This is a genomic window from Streptomyces sp. NPDC020917, assembly GCF_044333795.1.
Lineage (GTDB): Bacteria > Actinomycetota > Actinomycetes > Streptomycetales > Streptomycetaceae > Actinacidiphila.
In genome coordinates, this window is record NZ_JBIRRR010000023.1 from 162,266 (window position 1) to 181,278 (window position 19,013).

The 19,013-nt window shown below is 72.4% G+C and carries 13 protein-coding genes; 8 read left to right on the top strand and 5 right to left on the bottom strand.

Annotation, left to right across the window (positions count from 1 at the left end; genetic code table 11):
• Positions 1-738: 738 nt before the first annotated feature.
• Positions 739-1,470, bottom strand: coding sequence for a hypothetical protein (locus ACH4TG_RS34920; RefSeq protein ID WP_398246673.1), 732 nt, complete (start codon positions 1,468-1,470; stop codon positions 739-741).
• A gap of 367 nt (positions 1,471-1,837) precedes the next feature.
• On the opposite strand from ACH4TG_RS34920, the gene ACH4TG_RS34925 reads away from it, so the two are divergent.
• From ACH4TG_RS34925 to ACH4TG_RS34950, 6 genes are all read left to right on the top strand, one after another.
• Positions 1,838-5,314 (top strand): phosphodiester glycosidase family protein, encoded by a 3,477-nt coding sequence (locus ACH4TG_RS34925; protein WP_398246674.1) that lies wholly within the window; start codon positions 1,838-1,840, stop codon positions 5,312-5,314.
• A gap of 136 nt (positions 5,315-5,450) precedes the next feature.
• Positions 5,451-5,723, top strand: a complete 273-nt coding sequence (locus ACH4TG_RS34930) for a GlsB/YeaQ/YmgE family stress response membrane protein (RefSeq protein ID WP_398246675.1) — start codon at positions 5,451-5,453, stop codon at positions 5,721-5,723.
• Between the two features lie 111 nt (positions 5,724-5,834).
• Entirely contained in the window at positions 5,835-6,578 is a 744-nt protein-coding gene (locus tag ACH4TG_RS34935) for an SDR family NAD(P)-dependent oxidoreductase (protein ID WP_398246676.1), read from the top strand.
• 122 nt (positions 6,579-6,700) lie between these two features.
• Positions 6,701-7,960 carry a helix-turn-helix domain-containing protein gene (locus ACH4TG_RS34940; RefSeq protein WP_398246677.1) on the top strand — a complete coding sequence of 420 codons (1,260 nt, stop codon included), beginning with the start codon at positions 6,701-6,703 and terminating at the stop codon, positions 7,958-7,960.
• The gene (locus ACH4TG_RS34945) at positions 7,957-8,502 is read left to right on the top strand and encodes a flavoprotein (protein WP_398246678.1); all 546 of its coding nucleotides are present in this window, start codon (positions 7,957-7,959) and stop codon (positions 8,500-8,502) included. Before ACH4TG_RS34940 ends, ACH4TG_RS34945 begins: the two co-directional genes overlap by 4 nt.
• A 195-nt stretch (positions 8,503-8,697) precedes the next feature.
• Positions 8,698-9,075, top strand: coding sequence for an ATP-binding protein (locus ACH4TG_RS34950; RefSeq protein WP_398246679.1), 378 nt, complete (start codon positions 8,698-8,700; stop codon positions 9,073-9,075).
• A 120-nt stretch (positions 9,076-9,195) separates the two neighbouring features.
• Here the strand turns inward: ACH4TG_RS34950 and ACH4TG_RS34955 are convergent, their stop codons facing one another.
• The 3 genes from ACH4TG_RS34955 to ACH4TG_RS34965 form a co-directional block, all read right to left on the bottom strand.
• Complete coding sequence (locus tag ACH4TG_RS34955) at positions 9,196-10,458, bottom strand: Ig-like domain-containing protein (RefSeq protein ID WP_398246680.1); 1,263 nt, start codon at positions 10,456-10,458, stop codon at positions 9,196-9,198.
• A gap of 157 nt (positions 10,459-10,615) precedes the next feature.
• A complete protein-coding gene (locus ACH4TG_RS34960) occupies positions 10,616-11,680 on the bottom strand; it encodes a LacI family DNA-binding transcriptional regulator (protein ID WP_398246687.1) in 1,065 nt (354 codons plus the stop codon).
• An 88-nt stretch (positions 11,681-11,768) separates the two neighbouring features.
• Positions 11,769-13,145, bottom strand: coding sequence for an endo-1,4-beta-xylanase (locus ACH4TG_RS34965; protein ID WP_398246688.1), 1,377 nt, complete (start codon positions 13,143-13,145; stop codon positions 11,769-11,771).
• Between the two features lie 562 nt (positions 13,146-13,707).
• On the opposite strand from ACH4TG_RS34965, the gene ACH4TG_RS34970 reads away from it, so the two are divergent.
• Both ACH4TG_RS34970 and ACH4TG_RS34975 read left to right on the top strand, forming a co-directional pair.
• Positions 13,708-15,096: a PHB depolymerase family esterase gene (locus ACH4TG_RS34970; RefSeq protein ID WP_398246681.1), complete on the top strand. Its 1,389-nt coding sequence runs from the start codon at positions 13,708-13,710 to the stop codon at positions 15,094-15,096.
• Positions 15,097-15,188: 92 nt separating this feature from the next.
• Positions 15,189-15,827, top strand: coding sequence for a polysaccharide deacetylase family protein (locus ACH4TG_RS34975; protein WP_398246682.1), 639 nt, complete (start codon positions 15,189-15,191; stop codon positions 15,825-15,827).
• Positions 15,828-15,888: 61 nt separating this feature from the next.
• On the opposite strand, the gene ACH4TG_RS34980 is transcribed toward ACH4TG_RS34975, so the two are convergent.
• A complete protein-coding gene (locus ACH4TG_RS34980; protein ID WP_398246683.1) occupies positions 15,889-18,540 on the bottom strand; it encodes an ABC transporter in 2,652 nt (883 codons plus the stop codon).
• Between the last annotated feature and the right edge of the window lie 473 nt (positions 18,541-19,013).

Here is a 19,013-nt window from a genome sequence, read left to right on the forward strand (position 1 = left end):
CGCGGGGAACTCCGCGCCCAGCCACCCACGCACGTCGCAGACGGCAAAGCACGCCCGGGGGCAGCCCGGATGCCGCAGGGGCGCGGGGAACTGCGCGCCCAGCCACAGCAGGTCCGCACCCGGCAACGCGGGCCCGGGGGCACCCCGGACCCCCGCCCCGAAGGGGCGATGCACCAGGAGCGCGGGGAACTCCGCGCCCAGCCACCCACGCACGTCGCAGACGGCAAAGCACGCCCGGGGGCAGCCCGGATGCCGCAGGGGCGCGGGGAACTGCGCGACCAGCCACAACGGCGCGGCACGCGGCACCGCACTCCAGGGGGCACCCCGGATGCCGAGGGAGAGCGGGGAAGTGACGGGGCCCGGGAGCGGTATCCAGCTGCCCGGGCCCCTGAGGTGCCACCCAATTGCGCACACCGGCGGCGTTTAAGAGCCGCGGATCATTCTGAGATCGACGTGTTCTACCTTTGAACTACCGTGCCACGAGAGAGGCACAGACAGGACTTGAACCCGCATCCGTCGATGATCGTCCGCGCTCGGTCGATCCGGTGTTCGGCGGCGAATGCTGAGACTAGAGCGAGAATCTGAGTGTGAGGGGCCGCCTCTGCCAGTTGGGCCACCCCGGCCTGCGTGCCGGGGGAGGGATTCGAACCCCCAACCGTCACCCCGTGTCAGCTTCACTTTCAGTGTCAGCTTGCGCTCTTCGCGCACCTCCCGCTCGCACGGGAGGCGATCGTGAGGCTACCGGAACAGGTAGCCGAACACCGCGTCGCCCACCCGCTGGTCGGTGACGTCGACGCTGTTGGCCTCCTCGCGGGCGAACTTGACCGCCTGCTGCAGCTTCTCCACCCGGTCCAGCAGGTCGTTGACCCGCCGCGCGGGCAGCGCACCCGAGAACTTCACGGTGGTCCAGTAACCGACCGGCACGTCCTCGTAGTACACCTCGACCTGCGCCGGGTGCTTGTCCGTGGCCTCGGCCTTCACGTGGTTGCGCGGGACCTTCTTGGTGCGGATGGTGCGCACCGGGTCGGTCTTCCACGCGTCCGTGGACGGGTCCAGGCTCCAGGACTCGGAGGCGTCGAGCACCGGCAGCTTGCGCACGAAGGTGTGCAGGTCGGTGAGCTGCTTCTCCAGGAACAGCAGGTACGGCACGGGGACTTGGGGCAGCAGTACGGTGCCGTCCACCACCACGTCCGCGCTGGCGGTGCGGTTCGCCCAGTCCTTGGTGGCCGTGACGTCGAACAGGCGCGTCAGGGTGGCCGCGGTGGTCCGCAGGATGTCCTCGGCCTGCACCTGCACCCGGGTGGACTCCGGCGGCAGTTGCTCGCCTTCCTCGTCCTTCGGCTGGTACGTGCGCGATATGCCGGCCAGCAGCGCGGGCTTCTGGACGTCGTGGTGGGCTTGGGTCAGCTCTTGGAGCGACTTGGATTTGACGCCTTTTTCGACGGCGATGATTTGATTGAGCTTCGGCACGGGCGGAACGTATCAGCGCGGTGCGGTTTCTCGCACGGGATTTCGGGTGGAACGAGCGCCCGGGCGGTGTGCGGCTCGGCATCCGGGCTGCCTCTCACTGCCCACGTACGTCGCAGACGGCAATGACGCCCAAGGGGGCAACCCAGTTGCCGCAGGGCGGGGAACGGCGCGACGGGCAACGGCGGGCCGGGGGGCGGCAAAAGGAGACGGGTGGGGGGAAGGCGCGGCGAGCTACGAGGACATCGGCACGGCGGGGAAAAGCGGGCGGAAGGTACGAGAAGGGGGGATCGGAGCGGAGCGGGACGTTCATCTGGGCGTTGGGGAAAGGGGGGTTCCGCGGCGCCCACGGGCAATACCGTTTCGGCCCATGAACAGCCACCACATACGCGTCCCGAGCCTCTCGCGACGCGGCCTCATCGTCGGTGCCGTCGCCGCCGGCCTCGCCGCCAATGCCGGCGGCGTCGCGGTCGCCGCGGCACCAGGACAGGCCGGAACGGAGCCGGAGGGCGCCAGACCCGGCACGCCGGACCCCGGGGACGGCACGTTCCCCCGGTATGCGATCCCGCAGTACCAGGTGACCGTCCCGGGTGAGTCGGTCGAGACCGGGCGGGTGGACCTCCCGGTGGCCCCCGGGATCGTCCTGACCTCGTTCGACACCTTCGGCCGGGCCGGCTGGACGCGGGTGCACGTGCTCAACGCGGACCTCGGGGACGCCTCGGTCGGCGTCGACCTGGTCGCCGACAAGGTGAGCAACCCGCGGGCGCTGACGCAGGCCGCGGCCGCGCAGCAGGCGGTCGCCGCGGTCAACGGCGACTACTTCGACATCACCGAGACGTTCGCCGCCGAGGGCCCGGAGATCGAGGACGGCACGCTCCGCAAGGGGACGGCCGCGCACTGGACGGTGGCCGCGATCGGCGCCGACCGGGTCGCACGGCTGGCCGACCTGGTGCTGGCCGGCACGGTGACCGTGGCCGGCACGCAGCGCCCGCTGGCCGCCCTCAACAACCCGACGGTGCCCGCCGACGGCATCACCGTGTTCACCCCGGAGTGGGGCGACGGCAACCGCAGCCTGATCCAGGACCCCGGCCCGTACACCGAACTCGTCGTGGCCGGCGGCGTGGTGACGGCGACCGGCAGCGCGCTCACCAACACCCCGGTGCCGGCCGGCGGCCTGATCGTGCTCGGCCGCGGCGCCGCGGCGGCCCAACTGGCCTCCGCCAAACCCGGCGACGCGGTGAGCGTGCAGTTCGCGCCGCAGACCGACGCACCGACCGCGCTGCACATGGCCCTGGGCAGCGGCTCGGTGCTGGTCAAGGACGGCACCGCGATCGACTTCCCGCCGAGCACCGGCAACGACGCGCTCAAGCCGCGCACCGCGATCGCCTGGCTGGACGGCGGCCACCGGCTGCTGCTCGTCGCGATCGACGGCTCGGCCAACTTCTCCGCGGGCCTGAGCTTCGACGACACCGCCAAGCTGCTCGTCCGCCTCGGCGCCACCGAGGCGTTCATGCTCGACGGCGGCGGCTCCACCGAAATGGTCGCCCGCAAGCCCGGCGACCCGGCGGCCGGCGTGATCAACACCCCGTCGGACGGCAACGAGCGGCCGGTGCCGAACGCCGTCGGCCTGTTCGGCCGCAAGGGCTCCGGCCACCTGCGGGGTCTGGACGTGCGGCCGCACGCCGACCGCGTGGTGCCCGGCCTCACCGTGGACCTCGCGGTCGCCGGCTACGACGAGACCTGGTCCCCGGTGCCGGTCGGCGAGCACAACGCCGTGCGCTGGTCGGCGGTGCCCGGCTCCCTGGGCCGCACGGACAACGGTGTCTTCCACGCCGAGCGCCCGGGCGCCGGCGCGGTGCACGCCCGGTCCGGCACCGCCGAGGGCGAGCACCCGCTCCGGGTCCTCGGCGACCTGCACCGGCTGGCGTTCACCCAGCGGGCGGTCACCATCGAGCCCGGCGCGTCCGCGAGCGTCCGGCTCACCGGTTTCGACGCGGACGGCTTCGACGCGCCGGTCGCGCCGCGCGACGCCGCCCTGGACTACGACACGTCGGTGCTGACCGTGGCGGCCTCCGCCGACGGCAGCCTCACCCTGACCGGCGCCGCCGACGCCGCGGGCAAGGCCGCGACCCTCACCGCGACCGTGCAGGGCGTCACGGCCAGGCTGCCGGTGACGGTCGGCCTGATCGACGTGTCGCTGGCCGAGTTCGAGCCGACCGAGAACTGGACCGCCGTCGCCGCGCGCGGCACCGCCTCGGTGGCGTTCGTCGCGGCGGCGGACCGTCCGGGCGCGTCCGCGGACAACCACGCGCTGCGGCTCACCTACGACTTCACCGGGCAGACCAGCACCTCGGCCGCGTACGCGGTGGCCGGCGCCGGCCCGCTCACGCTGCCCAGCGGCACCAAGCGGCTGGCGGTGTGGGTCAACGGCGACGGCAAGAACCACTGGCTGCGGGCGATGATGTACTCGCAGGGCACCACCAACGTGCCGTTCACCTTCGCCACCGTGGTGGACTGGACGGGCTGGCGGCGGGTCGTCGGCGACATCCCGGCCGGCTACTCCGAGCCGCTCACGCTGCTGCGGATCTACATCGCCGAGACCTCGCAGACCAACAAGAACGCCGGGCAGCTGGACTTCGACGGGCTGGCCGCGCAGGTCGGCCAGGAGCCGGACACCTCGCAGCCGCCGATGCCGGACCCGTACGTGGTCGAGCAGGGCGGGCTGCCGGACCGCAGGTGGACCTTCGCGGTGCTGTCCGACCTGCACGTCAGCGCGGCGGCCGGGCTGAACTCGTTCTCCGGGCGCCAGGCCGGGATCGCGCTGGGCCAGGCTGTGGCGAGCGGACCCGACTTCCTGCTGATCAACGGCGACTTCGTGGACAACAACAACCCCGAGGACTTCCAGCTGGCCCTCGGACTGCTGAAGGACCACGTGCCGGCCGACCTGCCGGTGTACTGGACGCCGGGCAACCACGAGGCCGGGCTGTCGGCGACCGGTGGCCTCGACGCGTTCCTGTCGGTCACCGGGCGGCCCAACCGCCAGGTCTTCGACCACAAGGGCACCCGGTTCATCCTGCTGGACTCGCACACTGGCGACATGCGGACCTCCGACTGGGACCAGGTGCCGCTGCTGCAGGCCGAGTTGGCGAAGGCCGCGCAGGACCGGTCGGTCACCGGCGTGCTGGTGTCCTTCCACCACCCGCTGGTCGACCCGTCGGGGGCCGCCGCCTCGCAGCTGTCCGACCAGTTGGAGGCCGGGCTGCTCCAGCAGTGGCTGGCGGACTTCCGGGAGACCTCGGGCAAGCCCGTCGCGCTGTTCACCGGGCACGCCCACACCGCGTCGGTGAGCCGCAACGACGGTGTGCTGGACGTCACCACGCCGGCCGTGGGCAAGACCCCCTACAGCTCGCCCGACCAGGGCGGGTTCTTCGGCTGGATGCACGTCGCGGTCGACCCGCGGCCGGCCCGGATCCGCGCCGGGCAGCCCAGCCCGGAGACCCGCGAGTGGCTGCAGGCCGAGAGCGTCCCGCTGATCGACGGGATCGACCTGTCCGCTCCGGGGCAGCTCTCCCTGGGCTCCTCGGCGGAGCTGGCCGCGACCGGCATCACCAGCGAGTTCGGCCTCCGGTTCCCGCTGCGCTTCCCGGCCAGCGTCACCTGGACCGGCAGTGCGGGCCTGGTCGTCGCCGCCTCGGCGGCCGAGGTCAAGGCGGCCCGGCGGTCGTCGGCGACCCTGGCCGTGCTGGACGTCACCGACGGCATGCTGACGGCGGTGCGGGCGGGCTCGGTGACCGTCACCGTCGCCGCGGGCGGGCTGACCGCCTCGGCGACCGTCACCCTCGGCTGAGGGGCCCTTCGACGGGGGCGGCGGCCCGGCGGGGCCGCCGCCCCCTCCCACAAGCCGGCATCAGGAACTGCAGGTGGGGGTAGAAGCGTCCTGCACAGCAGGAAGGTCCTCACGTGCGGAAGGCGGAAGCGGGCTCATGGGCATCATCGGCTGGATCATCCTCGGACTGCTGGCCGGCGCGATCGCCAAGATCCTGCTGCCGGGGCGGGACCCGGGCGGGCTCGTCGGCACCACGCTGACCGGCATCGCGGGCGCGTTCCTGGGCGGCTGGATCTCCACGAAGTTCCTGCACCGGCCGGTCGCCCACCACTTCTACGACCCGAAGACCTGGGTCGCGGCCATCGGCGGCGCACTGGTGCTGCTCATCGGCTACCGCATCCTGTTCGGCGACTCCCGCTCCCGCCGCTGACCGCGCCGGCGCTCGTCAAGAGCGGCGACCTCGCCGTTCGCCACCCGCCCTCCGGCGCCCGGGCATAGGTTCGACAGCGAAAGCAACGAACCGGCAGGGCGGGAGGGTGGCATGAGCGTACTCGCGGGGAAGGCCGCGGTGGTCACGGGCGGGTCCCGGGGCATCGGCCGGGCGGTCGTGGAGCGGCTGGCGCGGGACGGCGCGCAGGTGGTCTTCGGCTACGCGCGCAACGAGGCGGCCGCGGACGAGGTGGCGCGGACGGTCGAGGAGGCCGGCGGGCAGGCGACGGGCCTGCGCTGCGACCTCCAGGAGCCGGGCGCCGCCGAGGAGTTCATGGCGCAGGCGGAGAAGCGGCTCGGCGGGCTGGACATCCTCGTCAACAACGCCGCCCTCAGCTTCAGCCCGGCGCCACTGGCCGAGACCGACGAGGACGTCTTCGACCGGGTGATGGCCGTCAACACCCGGTCGGCGTTCCTGACGATGCGCTGGGCCGCGCGCTCGATGCGTGACGGCGGGCGCATCGTCAACATCTCCACGCTCAACACGGTGCGCCCGGTGCGCGGGATCACGCCCTACGCGGCCAGCAAGGGCGCCCTGGAGCAGATGACGCAGGTGGCCGCACAGGAGCTGGGGGCGCGCGGGATCACCGTGAACACGGTCTCGCCCGGCGCCACCGACACCGATCTGCTCCACGAGGCCAACCCGGGCGCGGACTTCACCCCTCTGAAGGCCCTCACCCCGCTCGGCCGCCTCGGCCTGCCCTCCGACATCGCCGACGTCGTCGCCTTCCTGTCCGGCCCCGACGCCCGCTGGCTGACCGGGCAGAACCTCCACGCCTCCGGCGGCCTCGGCTGACATCGCGCACGGCTCGCCGCCGGCCGTGCATGAGTCATGCAGACCCTGCATGACCGGTGCGTCGGCCGCGTCCTGCCGTGCCTCGCAGGGAAGGATGCCGACGGCGGGAGGAGCCGGCGCTGATGGCTGCGGAGCAGGACGAGGCACGGAGGATCGGCGAGGTGATCCGGCACGCCCGGGTGCTCGCCCGCAGGACCCAGGGGGAGGTCGCGGCTGCACTCGGCTATCACCAGTCGAAGGTCAGCAGACTCGAACAGGGCAGGGGGACCGAGGACTTACGGGTGCTGCGCGCCGTCGCCGCCGAACTCCGGATCCCGCTGGCGACGATCGGGCTGGCCCCGGCGCCTCATGCCGGTGGGTCCGACCGGGAGACCGCGGACGTGCACCGCCGTACCTTCCTGGCCGCGGGTGTCGGTTCGCTCGCCCTGCCCGCCTCCTCGTCCGGCTACGGCGAACTCGTCCGTGCACTGCTGCCGGGAGTCCCCTCCGCAACGGCCGCGGGCAGGGGAAGCCTGCCTGAACTGGCCCGCAGAATGGCCAGGCTGCGCGGGCTGTTCACCTCCTGCGACTATGGCGAGCTGGAGATGCGGCTCCCTCCGCTCATCGCGGACCTCAAGGTCATGGCCACCGATGTCTCCGAGGCGTCGAGCCTTCTGGCGGCCGCGTACCAGACATCCGCCAGCCTGCTGCTGAAGCATGGGGACCACGGGCACGCATGGCTCGCCGTCGGCCGTGCGATGGCCGAGGCCGAGCGATCAGGCGACCCGATCGTGCTGGCGTCCAGCATCCGCGTACAGGCGCACCTGCTGGCCCGGGAGGGCCACGCCACCGAGGCGGTCGTCCTGGTACGCCATGGCGTGGACCAGGCGTCGGACTCCTGCGACCGCTGGTCGCCCCGGCACCTGGCCGTGTGGGGGATGCTCCTGTTGAGGGGGGTGACCGCGGCGGCCACCGGAGGCGACCGGGACTCGGCCAAGGACTTCCTGCGCGAGGCGCGGGAGATCGCCGTCCGGATGCCAGCGAGCCATCCGGACGTCTGGTCCAACTTCGGCCAGGTCAACGTCGAACTGCACGCGGTCAACGCGTCCGTCCTGCTCGGCGACGCAGGGCTCGCGCTGCGGACGGCCCGCCCGCTCATGCGGCGGCGCATCCTCGTGCCCGAACGGCGGGCTGCGCTGTGGACGGATGTGGCGCGCGCCCACAGCCAGCAAGGACGCCTCTCGGAAGGGTGCCAGGCGTTGCGGATCGCCGAGAGCTGCGCGGCCCAGGACGTCCGTCGTCCTGCGGTACGGGAACTGGTCGCGGACATGGCGGTACGGGATCGCCACCGGGCCGTGCCGGAACTGCACCGGTTCTCACGGCAGTTGGGGGTGGCGGTATGAGCGGCGAGGTGAGGCGGCCGTTCCTCTACGTGGTGGTGTGCGCGGCAGGCGTCGCCGGTGACGTCGGGACGCTGGTCGCGGCCGCCCAGGAACGGGGGTGGGGCGTCGGGGTCGTGGCCACGCCCAACGCCCTGGCGTTCATCGACGAGGCGGCGTTGGCGGCCCGGACGGGATACCCGGTGCGGTCGGCATGGCGCAGGCCGGGAGACGTGCGCCCGCTGCCGCCGGCGGACGCCATCGCCGTGGCCCCCGCGACGTTCAACACGGTCAACAAGTGGGCGGCCGGCTTCGCCGACACCCTCGCGCTGGGGATCCTCGCCGAGGCGTACGGCCTGGGGATTCCGACGGCCGTGCTGCCATACGTGAACAGCGCGATGGCCGCACACCCGGCGTACGGCGAAAGCCTGGCGCGTCTTCGGACGATGGGGGTCCGGGTGAGCGGCTACGAGCCGCACCCTCCGAAGTCGGGCGGCGGAGCGGACCGCTTCCGGTGGGAGGAGGCACTGGAACTCCTTGGCCCGTTGGCGGGCGACGCGGGATAGCCGCTGGCCGTGTATGCACCACGCGCATGCGCGCACACGCTCCGTGCATGAGACGTGGTCCGGTGGGCCGCGGTGTCGGTTGGGTCGTCCTGAGACCGGTCGAACGACGCCTGGGAGACGCCGATGCCGTCCTTCACGCCCGCAGGGCAGGACCACACGCTTTGGGTACGGAGGTGGCCACGCAGCACCCGCTGCGTGGCGTCGGCGCGGCGGGAACTGCGCCGCGGCCTGGCCGCGTGGGGGCTGGAGGGCCTCGCGGACTGCGCCGAACTGGTCCTCACCGAGCTGCTCACCAATGCGGTGCAGCACGGCTGCCCTCCCCAGGGCCGCCAGATCGAGACGCGCTGCGAGCGCCTCGCGTCGGGCGTGCGGATCGAGGTCCACGACGCGAACGAGGACTGGCCGGAGCTTCAGGGGCAGGGCGCGGACGCGGAATCGGGCAGGGGACTGCTGCTGGTGGACGCCCTCACCGGCTCCCGGTGGGGCGTCGGCCCGCGCGACGGCGTCGGCAAGCGGGTGTGGGCCGTCGTCAGCCACGACGGTTCGGCCCCCGACGGGTGCGCGGGCCGGTGAGTGGAGCCGCGGGGACGGCGGTCCGTGCGGGCTGTCCGGCACGGCACGACGGCCCCGGAGCGGGAAGCTCCGGGGCCGCGGTGCGGGTCGGCCCGGTGGTCGGGCGGGCCGGGCCTGGGGTCAGTTGGCCTTCCAGGTCGCCCAGGACATGTTCCAGCCGTTCAGGCCGTTGCTCGGGTCGATGACCTTGTCGGGCGAGTTGACGACCTCGACGACGTCACCGATCAGCGAGTGGTTGTAGAACCAGGCCGCGGGGGTGTTCGGGTCGCCGCCGCCCTTGACGTCGTGCAGGCCGACGCAGCCGTGGCTGGTGTTCTCGTGGCCGAACACCGAAGTGGGACGCCAGTAGTTGCCGTGCGCGAAGGTGCCGGAGTCCGACAGCCGCATGCCGTGCGGGACGTCCTTGATGCGGTACGCGTTGCCGAGGTTGACCGTCCGCGAGTCCATGTCGACGACCAGGGACTTCTCCTCGATCACCATCTTGCCGTTGTACGTGGTGTGCTCGGGGTCGCCGAGGCTGGTCGGGTACGTCTTGTACAGCTTCCCGTCGCGGTAGATCTTGAGCATCTTGGTCTTGTTGTCGGCGACGGAGGTCTGCGAGCGGCCGATGGTGAAGGCCACGTCCTTGTCCTGCTGCCCGTACACGCCCGGCGACATCTGCACGCCGTTCAGCCGCAGGTGCAGCGTGACCTTGGTGCCCGCCGCCCAGTAGTTCTCGGGGCGGAAGTCGATCCGCTGGTTGCCGAACCAGTGGCCGGCGACCTCCACGCCGTTGCTGGCGGTGACGGTGATCCCCTTGTGGGTCGCGGCCTGGTCCAGGACCGGCTTGTTGAAGTGGATCGACACCTCCATGCCCACGCCGTAGGTCGAACCCGCGTTGATGTTGAAGTTGCCGTAGTTGACCGACTTCGGGTTCAGCGTGGTGAACGAGGTCTGCTGCGCCGTGTTGAGCCCGTCCGCGTCCACGGCGGTCGCCGCGACCGAGTAGCGGGTGTTGGTGTGCAGCACGCCGGCCGGCGTCCAGCTGCCGCCGTCGGCCGATATCGCCCCCTCGACCGCGGTCCCGTGGGAATCGGTCACCGTGACCTTGGTCAGCTTGCCCTGGGCCGCGGACACCTTCAGGGCGCCCGAGGTGTCCACGCCGGTCGCGCCGTTCTTCGGCGAGATGCTGACCGACGCCTTCGACACCGGCGCCTTCGAGGTGCTGCCGGGCGCACCGGCCTTGCCGTCCGAGCCGCCCTTGTCGGACGACGCCCCCGCGCTTCCCCCGCAGGCGGTGGCCCCCAGCAGCACCGCGCCCAGGGCGAGCGCCAGCAGGCCCTTGGCGGTGCGCCGGCTACGGCGCGAGGCGGCCTGCTCGCAGGCCGTGTCAACTGTGTCCATTGCGACGGAATCCGCCGACCGTACGGTGATCAATCGAGTCTCCCCATCCCGGATGTCGTGCAATGAGACTGCTCACTGACGCCGCCGGTTGCACCTGTTTCGAGCTTGATACATCACACATGAGATCGAGACGCACGCGGGACCCCGTTTCCGGAACTCACAGGGAACGCGAAGCTGTGCTGTCACGCACCACCAGACGGGTCGCGAGCTCCACCCGGTGCATCCCCGAGGTGTCCCCGCGGCCCCGGTCGAGCACCAGGCGGGCCGCGGTCTCGGCCATCTCGACCAGCGGCTGGCGGACGGTGGTCAGCGGCGGGCCCATCCACGCGGAGATCGGCAGGTCGTCGAAGCCCACCACGCTCAGGTCCTGGGGGATGCGCAGCCCCTGCTCGCGCGCCGCCTCGTACACGCCCATGGCCTGCACGTCGTTGCCGGCGAAGATCGCCGTCGGGCGGTCCGGCAGCCGCAGCAGCTCCCGGCCGACGCGGCGGCCGGCCTCGTGCTGGAACGTGCCGTGCCGCACCAGCCGGGGGTCGCACGGCACCCCCGCGGTCTCCAGCGCCGCCCGGTAGCCGTCGATCCGGGCCCGGCTGCACAGCACGTCGGCCGGGCCGCCGATCACCCCGATCCGGCGGTGGCCCAGATCCAGCAGGTGGCGGGTCGCGGAGTGGCCGCCCTGCCAGTTGGTCGTGCCGATCGACGGAACGTCGTCGGCCGGGTAGCCGGCCGGGTCCATGACGACGAACGGCACGTCGCGGCTGACGAGCCGGTCGCGCTGGTCCGCCGTGAGGTCCGACATGATCAGGATGACGCCGGCCGGATCGCGGGTGAGCACCCCGTCGACCCACGACATGCCGCGCTCGGCCCGGCCCGCCGACTCCGACAGGACCAGGGTGAGGCCCTCCTCGCGCGCGACGTTCTCCGCCCCCCTGATGATCTCCGTCGCCCACAGGCTGATCAGTTCGTGGAAGACGAGTTCCAGCAGGCCCGACGGGCGGGGCCGGGAGGCGCTGCGCCTGCGCCGGTAACCGGCGTCGCGCAGCAGGCCCTCCACCTTGTCCCGGGTCGCCGGGGCCACATGGGCGCGGCCGTTGAGCACCTTGGAGACGGTGGGCGCGGACACCCCGGCCAGCCGCGCGATCTCCGCGAGGGTCATGGTGCCGTCCGCCGGCGACTCGTCCCGCGTCCTCCGGGACTGCCGCTTGCTCGAGGAGGGGGGCACGGTCACCCGGCCATGCTACGACGCGCCGGCGGCGCCCCTCCGATACGAGAGGCGCCGCCGGTCCTGCGGGGAGCTGGGGAGCCGGGTGTCAGGAGGGTTGGCAGGTCATGGCGGGTGGGGTCTGGGGTGCGGTGCCGTTGGCGACGAACCCGAAGGTGGTGCTGGCGCCGGGTGCCAGGGTGCCGTTGTAGGCGGCGTTGTGGGCGGTGGTCTGCCCGCCCGCACTGCCCTGCACCGCGTTCCACAGGTTCGCGATCGTCTCGCCCTGCGGCTCGGTCCACGCCGCCGTCCACGCCGACAACGCCGCCGTACCGGTGTCCTTGACCGTCACCGTCACCTGATACCCACCGGCCCACGAACTCACCACACCGAACGACGCGGAACACGCCGCCCCCGACGTCCCACCCGACGAACCACCATCCGTCGTCCCACCGTTCGTCGTCCCGCCATTGGTGGTCCCGCCGTTGGTCGTGCCGCCATTCGTCGTCCCACCATTGGTCGTCCCGCCGCTCGTCGTCCCACCGGAACCGCCGAGCGCGGACAGGACGGCGTCGTACGCGGGCTTCTTGGCGTAGTTGCCGTCGAAGAGCAGCGGGGTGTCGCTGCTGCGCCACGAGTACTTGTCGGTGATGCCCCAGACGGTGATGCCGGTGCAGCGGGACACCGCCAGGCACGAACGGACCACGGTGGCGTAGCTGTTGGCCTGGGCGGTGCCGGAGCCGGCGACGTCGAGTTCGGTGATCTGGACGTCCACGCCGAGGTCGGCGAAGCGCTGGAGGTTGGCCTGGTAGTCGGACGGGACCGGGGAGGCGCTGTTGAAGTGGCCCTGGAAGCCGACGCAGTCGATGGGCACACCGCGCGCCTTGAAGTCCTTGACCATGGTGTAGACGGCGGTGCTCTTCGCGTTGACGCCGTCGATGTTGTAGTCGTTGTAGCAGAGCTTGGCGTTGGGGTCGGCGGCCCGCGCGGTGCGGAACGCGTGCTCGATGTAGCCGTCGCCGAGCTTGTCCTGGAAGGGCGAGCTGCGCCGGGCGCCGCTGCCGCCGTCCTGGAACGCCTCGTTGACCACGTCCCAGGCGTAGATCTTGCCCTTGTAGTGCGTCATCAGCTGGGTGATGTGGTTGTCCATCGCGGTCTGCAGGTCAGTGGCAGCCAACCCGCCGACCCAGCTCGGCAGTTGGGAGTACCAGACCAGCGTGTGGCCGCGGATCTTCATGTTCTGGCTCTGCGCGTGGCTGACGATCTGGTCCGCGGAGGCGAACGAGAAGCTGTTGCGGCTGGGCTCGGTGGCGTCCCACTTCATCTCGTTCTCCGGGGTCACGGCGTTGAACTCCGTGTCCAGAGTGGAGGCGTAGGCGGACTCGCTCAGGTGGCCGGCCGCGACCGCGGTGCCGAAGTAGCGGCCCTGGGCGGCGGCCGCGGTGCCGAGGGTGCTCGCCGCATGGGCCGAGCCGGCCATCGACATCAGGCCCACGACGGCCGTGGCGCCCGCGGCCAGCGCGGACAGCACGACCTTCAGGCCGCGCCGGTCGGCCGCGCGCGGGTGGGGGGATTCGGGAATCACTTCCAACCTCGTCTTCCGGTCATCGGGCCGGTGGGGTCACCGGCCGGACATGGGGGGGACCATTCGCGAAGTGTGCCGCCGGCCATGGGGAGTCGGCCGCTGGGCGGCACGGTCGGCGTGGAGTCGATCGCTGACGAGTGTGGCCGTGCCCGTCCGGTACGTCAACGATCCTTTTCCGAAATTCTGGAGAAACATGCGATCGGCGTCGCGCGTCCGTGCACGCGCGGTAAAGGGCCTCATTACGGCACGGGTCGTCCCGCTGTCCCACCTGCGGCGGGGGCATCGGGTGCGCCGGATGCCTTGACTCCGCGCCCTTCTGACCTTACCGTTCCCGAAACATTCGCAACGACGGCGAAATATTTCGACATCGCCTGCGGGAGCCGATCGTCCACCCCCCACAACCGCTCCGCGCCGGGAGGGGAGTCCCGGCCGGGGCGGCGGACCCCGGAAAGGTCACCGTGCCATGTTCCGAACGCTCCGCAAGAGAAGCCGCAGAGGGTTACTGATCGCCCTCCTGACCGGGGTCGCACCGCTGCTCGCGGCCCTGCTGCTGACCGCCACCTCGGCCCCCACCGCCACCGCGGCCTCGCTGACCGAGGTCACCGGCTTCGGCGCCAACCCCAGCAACCTGCGCATGTACGTGTACGTGCCGAACAGCGCGCCCGCGCACCCGGCGGTCCTCGTGGCGGTCCACTACTGCACGGGCTCCGGGCCGGCGTTCTACTCCGGGACCGAGTTCGCCTCGCTGGCCGACCGGTACGGGTTCATCGTCGTCTACCCGTCCGCGACCCGCAGCGGCAGCTGCTTCGACGTCTCCTCGCCCCAGGCCCTGGTCCGGGACGGCGGCAGCGACCCCGTCGGCATCATGTCGATGGTCACCTACACCGAGCAGCACTACGGCGGCGACGCCTCCCGCGTCTACGTCACCGGCGCCTCCTCGGGCGGGATGATGACGAACGTCCTGCTCGGCGACTACCCGGACGTCTTCAAGGCCGGCGCCGCGTTCATGGGCGTCCCCTTCGGCTGCTTCGCCACCACGGACGGCTCGAGCTGGAACAGCGCCTGCGCCAACGGGCAGATCACCAAGACGCCGCAGGCGTGGGGCGATCTGGCCCGCTCGGGCGACCCCGGCTACACCGGGCCGCGGCCGCGGATGCAGCTGTGGCACGGCACCGCGGACACCACGCTGTACTACGCCAACTTCGGCGAAGAGATCAAGCAGTGGACCAACGTCCTCGGCGTCAGCCAGACCCCGGTCCTCACCGACAGCCCGCAGTCCACCTGGACCCGCACCCACTACGGCTCCACCGGCGCCCAGGCCCCGGTCGAGGCGATCAGCATCGCCGGCGCGGGCCACGTCCTCCCCCAGACCGGCATGGCCGCCCAGACCATCGCCTTCTTCGGCCTCGACGGTTCCGGTGGGACGACGAGCGGCGGGACGACCAATGGTGGGACGACGAATGGCGGCACGACCAACGGCGGGACCACCAATGGGGGTACGACGAACGGTGGGACGACGGATGGTGGTTCGTCGGGTGGGACGTCGGGGGCGGCGTGTTCCGCGTCGTTCGGTGTGGTGAGTTCGTGGGCCGGTGGGTATCAGGTGACGGTGACGGTCAAGGACACCGGTACGGCGGCGTTGTCGGCGTGGACGGCGGCGTGGACCGAGCCGCAGGGCGAGACGATCGCGAACCTGTGGAACGCGGTGCAGGGCAGCGCGGGCGGGCAGACCACCGCCCACAACGCCGCCTACAACGGCACCCTGGCACCCGGCGCCAGCACCACCTTCGGGTTCGTCGCCAACGGCACCGCACCCCAGACCCCACCCGCCATGACCTGCCAACCCTCCTGACACCCGGCCCGGAGCAACGGCCCGGGGAACAACCCCAGTTCACCCCGCACCACCGCACCACAGACCTTCGCGCACGACAGGAGACCACCGCCGTGACCACAGCAGCAGGACCGGCCGGCCGGATCGGCCGGAGCACGCCCGTCGTCGAGTCCACCTCCCTGGTCGGCTCGTACGTCTCGCTGACCTTCGACGACGGCCCGCACCCGGTCCACACCCCCCACCTGCTGGCCGTGCTGCGCGAGCACGGGGTCACGGCGGTCTTCTGCCTGTCCGGCAGCCAGGCACTGGCGCACCCGGGGATCGTCCGCGCGATCGTCGCGGACGGCCATCTGCTGGGCAACCACGGCATGGACCACGACGACATGGGCGACTGGCCGGATGACCGGATCCAGGAAGACCTGGAACGCACCACCGCCGCCATCCGCGCCGCCGCGCCCGGCGTGCCCCTCCCCTTCTTCCGTGCTCCGTACGGCCGTTGGGGCCGCACGCCCGAGGTCGCCGGCCGGCTCGGCATGCGGCCGCTCGGCTGGCGGCTCGCCGCTGCGGACTGGGAGCCGCCGGGCACCGACGAACTCGTACGGCGGCTGGCCTCGGGGGTGACCGCGGGCGCGGTCGTGCTGCTGCACGACGGCGGGGGCGACCGCAGCCAGACGGTGGCCGCCGTCGACCGCCTGATACCCCTTCTCACCGCCCGGGGCTGGCACTTCACCACCCCGGACCGCCGCCTCTGACTCCGGGCTTCCGCCTCCCGCCTCCCGCCTCCCGCCTCCCGCAGACAGGGAAGCCGGGTGCTCAGCGGCCCGGCGGGCCCTCGGCGAGATGGCGGGCCAGATAGGGGGCGGTGCGGCCGAGGGGGTCGCGGATCAGGGTCAGCGGCGGGCCCTCGGCCACGATGCGGCCGCCCGCGTCCCCCGCGCCCGGGCCGAGGTCCAGCACCCAGTCGGCGGCGGCCACCACGGACATGTCGTGCTCGACCAGCACCACCGAGTTGCCCGCGTCGGCGAGCCCCTGCACCTGGCCCATCAGCAGCGCGGTGTCCGCGGGGTGGAGTCCGGTGGTCGGCTCGTCGAGGAGGTAGAGGGTGTGACCGCGGCGGGCGCGCTGCAGCTCCGTGGCGAGCTTGATGCGCTGCGCCTCCCCTCCCGACAGCTCCGTGGCGGGCTGGCCGAGCGGCAGGTAGCCGAGGCCGACGTCCTGCAGGGTGCGCAGGCTGCGCGCCGCCGCGGGCACGTCGGCGAGGAACCCGACGGCCTCGTCCACCGACATCGCCAGCACGTCGGCGACGGTCCGGTCCCGGTACCTGATCTCCAGCGTCTCCGGGTTGTAGCGGGCGCCGTGGCATGTCGGGCAGGGCGCGTACGTGCCCGGCAGGAAGAGCAGTTCGACGGCCACGAACCCCTCCCCCTGGCACGTCGGGCAGCGCCCGGAGGCCACGTTGAACGAGAACCGGCCGGGCGGGTACCTGCGCGCCCGCGCCTCCGGGGTGGCGGCGAACGTCGCGCGGACGGCGTCGAACAGGCCCGTGTACGTGGCCAGGTTGGACCGCGGGGTGCGCCCGATCGGCTTCTGGTCGACGCGGACCAGCCGGTCCACCGCGTCCAGGCCCGCCACCGCGGCGGCCACCGGCCCGATGGCGGCAGCACCCCCGAACTCCGCTTCCTCGTCGCCCTCTTCGCCCTCCCCGCCGCCCGCGTCAGCCGACGCGCCGGTCGCGTCCGCACGATCGTCGCCGTCCGCGCCGTCACCCGGGTGCAGCGCGGCGAGGACCGCGCGGGCCACCTCGTCGACGAGGGTCGACTTCCCCGAGCCGGACACGCCGGTCACCGCCGTGACGACGCCCAGCGGCAGGTCCACGGCGAGGTCGTGCAGATTGTGCCGGGTGATGCCGCGCAACCGCAGCCAGGCGTCCGGGGTGCGGGGCGTGCGCGCGGGCCGGGGCGCGGCGGCCCCGGTGCCGAACAGGTAGTCCCGCGTCGCCGACCCGGAGACCTGCCGCAGCCCCGGGACGGGCCCGCTGTACAGCACCTGCCCGCCGTACCGCCCGGCGCCCGGGCCCACGTCCACCACCCAGCCCGCGCGCCGCACCACATCCATGTCGTGCTCGACGACGAACAGCGAGTTGCCCTCGGCGCGCAGCCGGTCCAGCACGTCCAGCAGCGGCTCGGTGTCGGCCGGATGCAGCCCGGCCGACGGCTCGTCGAGCACGTACACCACGCTGAACAGGCCCGAGCGCAACTGGGTGGCGAGCCGCAGCCGCTGCAACTCGCCCGGCGAGAGGGTGGGTGCGGTGCGGTCCATGCTGAGGTAGCCCAGGCCCAGGCCGACGAGCACCTCGATGCGCGCGACCAGGTCCTCGACGAGCGCCGCCGCGGCCTCGCCCGTCCCACCGGAACCGAAGCCGAAGCCCTCACCGTCACCGTCACCGTCACCCGAACTCCCTTCCCCGGCCGGGGAGTCGGCGTCTCCTGCGGGTGCGGCCGGCCCGAGGATCCCCGGCAGATCGGCCAGCGGGAGCCGGGTCAGATCCGCGATGCTGCGGCCGGCGAACGTCACCGCCAGCGCCTCGGGCCGCAGCCGCCGCCCCTCGCACACCGGGCACACCGCGCTCTCCAGATGGCGCTGCATGCGCCGCCGGGTGGCCGCGCTCTTGGACTCGGAGAACGCGCGCATCACATAGCGCCGCGCGCTGCTGAACGTCCCCTGGTACGGGCGCTGGATCCGCCCGGCCTCGCGCACGGGGTGGACGGTCACCACCGGCTGCTCGTCGGAGAAGAGGATGAAGTCGCGGTCGTCCTGCGGCAGTTCACGCCAGGGCCGGTCGATGTCGTAGCCGAGGGCCTGGACGACGTCGCGGAAGTTCTTGCCCTGCCAGGCACCGGGCCAGGCGGCGATCGCGTGGTCGCGGATGCTCAGCGAGGGGTCCGGCACCAGCGACGCCTCGGTGACCCGGTGCACCCGCCCCAGCCCGTGGCACTCCGGGCACGCCCCGGCCGCGGTGTTGGCGGAGAACGCGTCCGAGTCCAGCCGCCCGTCGGCGCCCGGCGGATACGTGCCGGCCCGCGAGTACAGCATCCGCAGCAGGTTCGAGAGCGTCGTCACCGTGCCGACGGTGGAACGGGAGCCGGGCGTGCCGCGCCGCTGCTGCAGGGCCACCGCGGGCGGCAGCCCCGTGATCCCGTCGACCTTCGGCGCGCCGATCTGGTGGATCAGCCGGCGCGCGTACGGCGCGACCGACTCGAAGTAGCGACGCTGCGCCTCCGCGTACAGCGTCCCGAACGCCAGCGAGGACTTGCCGGACCCGGAGACCCCGGTGAAGACGGCCAGGGTGTTCCGCGGGATGTCGAGGTCCACCCGGCGCAGGTTGTGCTCCCGCGCACCGCGCACCCGCACGAACGGGTCGGCCGCCTCCGAACCGTGCTCTTCCGCATCCGCGAACCTGGTCATCGACGCCATTCCCGCCGTCCGTGCATGGCCCACCCTTCTCGCCCGCCCGGGGGCGACCTCCAACGTCCCGGGGCGATCTCCAACGTCCCGAGCCGACCCGGCCATTTTCCCGCAGCCAGCCGCACCTGTCCTGACCAGGGGGGAGGGGGGAGGGGGGTCGGGTGGGGTGGGGGTGATCGGTGGACGTAGCTCGTCAGGTGAACGGGTCGGCTGAACGTGATCGGTGCGGGTAGCTCGCAGCGTGGACGAATCGGCTGAACGTGATCGGTGCGGGTAGCTCGCAGCGTGGACGGATCGGCTGAACGTGATCGGTTGCCCTAGTCCGCAGAGTGAACGTCCTGGCCCTTATTGCCGCGCCCTCGCCTCCGGGCCCTTAGACCCGGTGTCTGCCGGTCGATCGTGCTCGCCCCCTCGTACCTCGGGGCCTGCGCGCGTTCTCCCTCTAGACACCGGCGGGCCCTTCGGCTCGGGCG

Bases quoted from the DNA above. Each gene is read 5' to 3' on its own strand.
- ACH4TG_RS34980 (WP_398246683.1), bottom strand. From the start codon at position 18,540: ATGACCAGGTTCGCGGATGCGGAAGAGCACGGTTCGGAGGCGGCCGAC.
- ACH4TG_RS34925 (WP_398246674.1), top strand. From the start codon at position 1,838: ATGAACAGCCACCACATACGCGTCCCGAGCCTCTCGCGACGCGGCCTC.
- ACH4TG_RS34970 (WP_398246681.1), top strand. From the start codon at position 13,708: ATGTTCCGAACGCTCCGCAAGAGAAGCCGCAGAGGGTTACTGATCGCC.
- ACH4TG_RS34930 (WP_398246675.1), top strand. From the start codon at position 5,451: ATGGGCATCATCGGCTGGATCATCCTCGGACTGCTGGCCGGCGCGATC.
- ACH4TG_RS34945 (WP_398246678.1), top strand. From the start codon at position 7,957: ATGAGCGGCGAGGTGAGGCGGCCGTTCCTCTACGTGGTGGTGTGCGCG.
- ACH4TG_RS34965 (WP_398246688.1), bottom strand. From the start codon at position 13,145: ATGTCGATGGCCGGCTCGGCCCATGCGGCGAGCACCCTCGGCACCGCG.
- ACH4TG_RS34955 (WP_398246680.1), bottom strand. From the start codon at position 10,458: ATGGACACAGTTGACACGGCCTGCGAGCAGGCCGCCTCGCGCCGTAGC.
- ACH4TG_RS34940 (WP_398246677.1), top strand. From the start codon at position 6,701: ATGGCTGCGGAGCAGGACGAGGCACGGAGGATCGGCGAGGTGATCCGG.
- ACH4TG_RS34935 (WP_398246676.1), top strand. From the start codon at position 5,835: ATGAGCGTACTCGCGGGGAAGGCCGCGGTGGTCACGGGCGGGTCCCGG.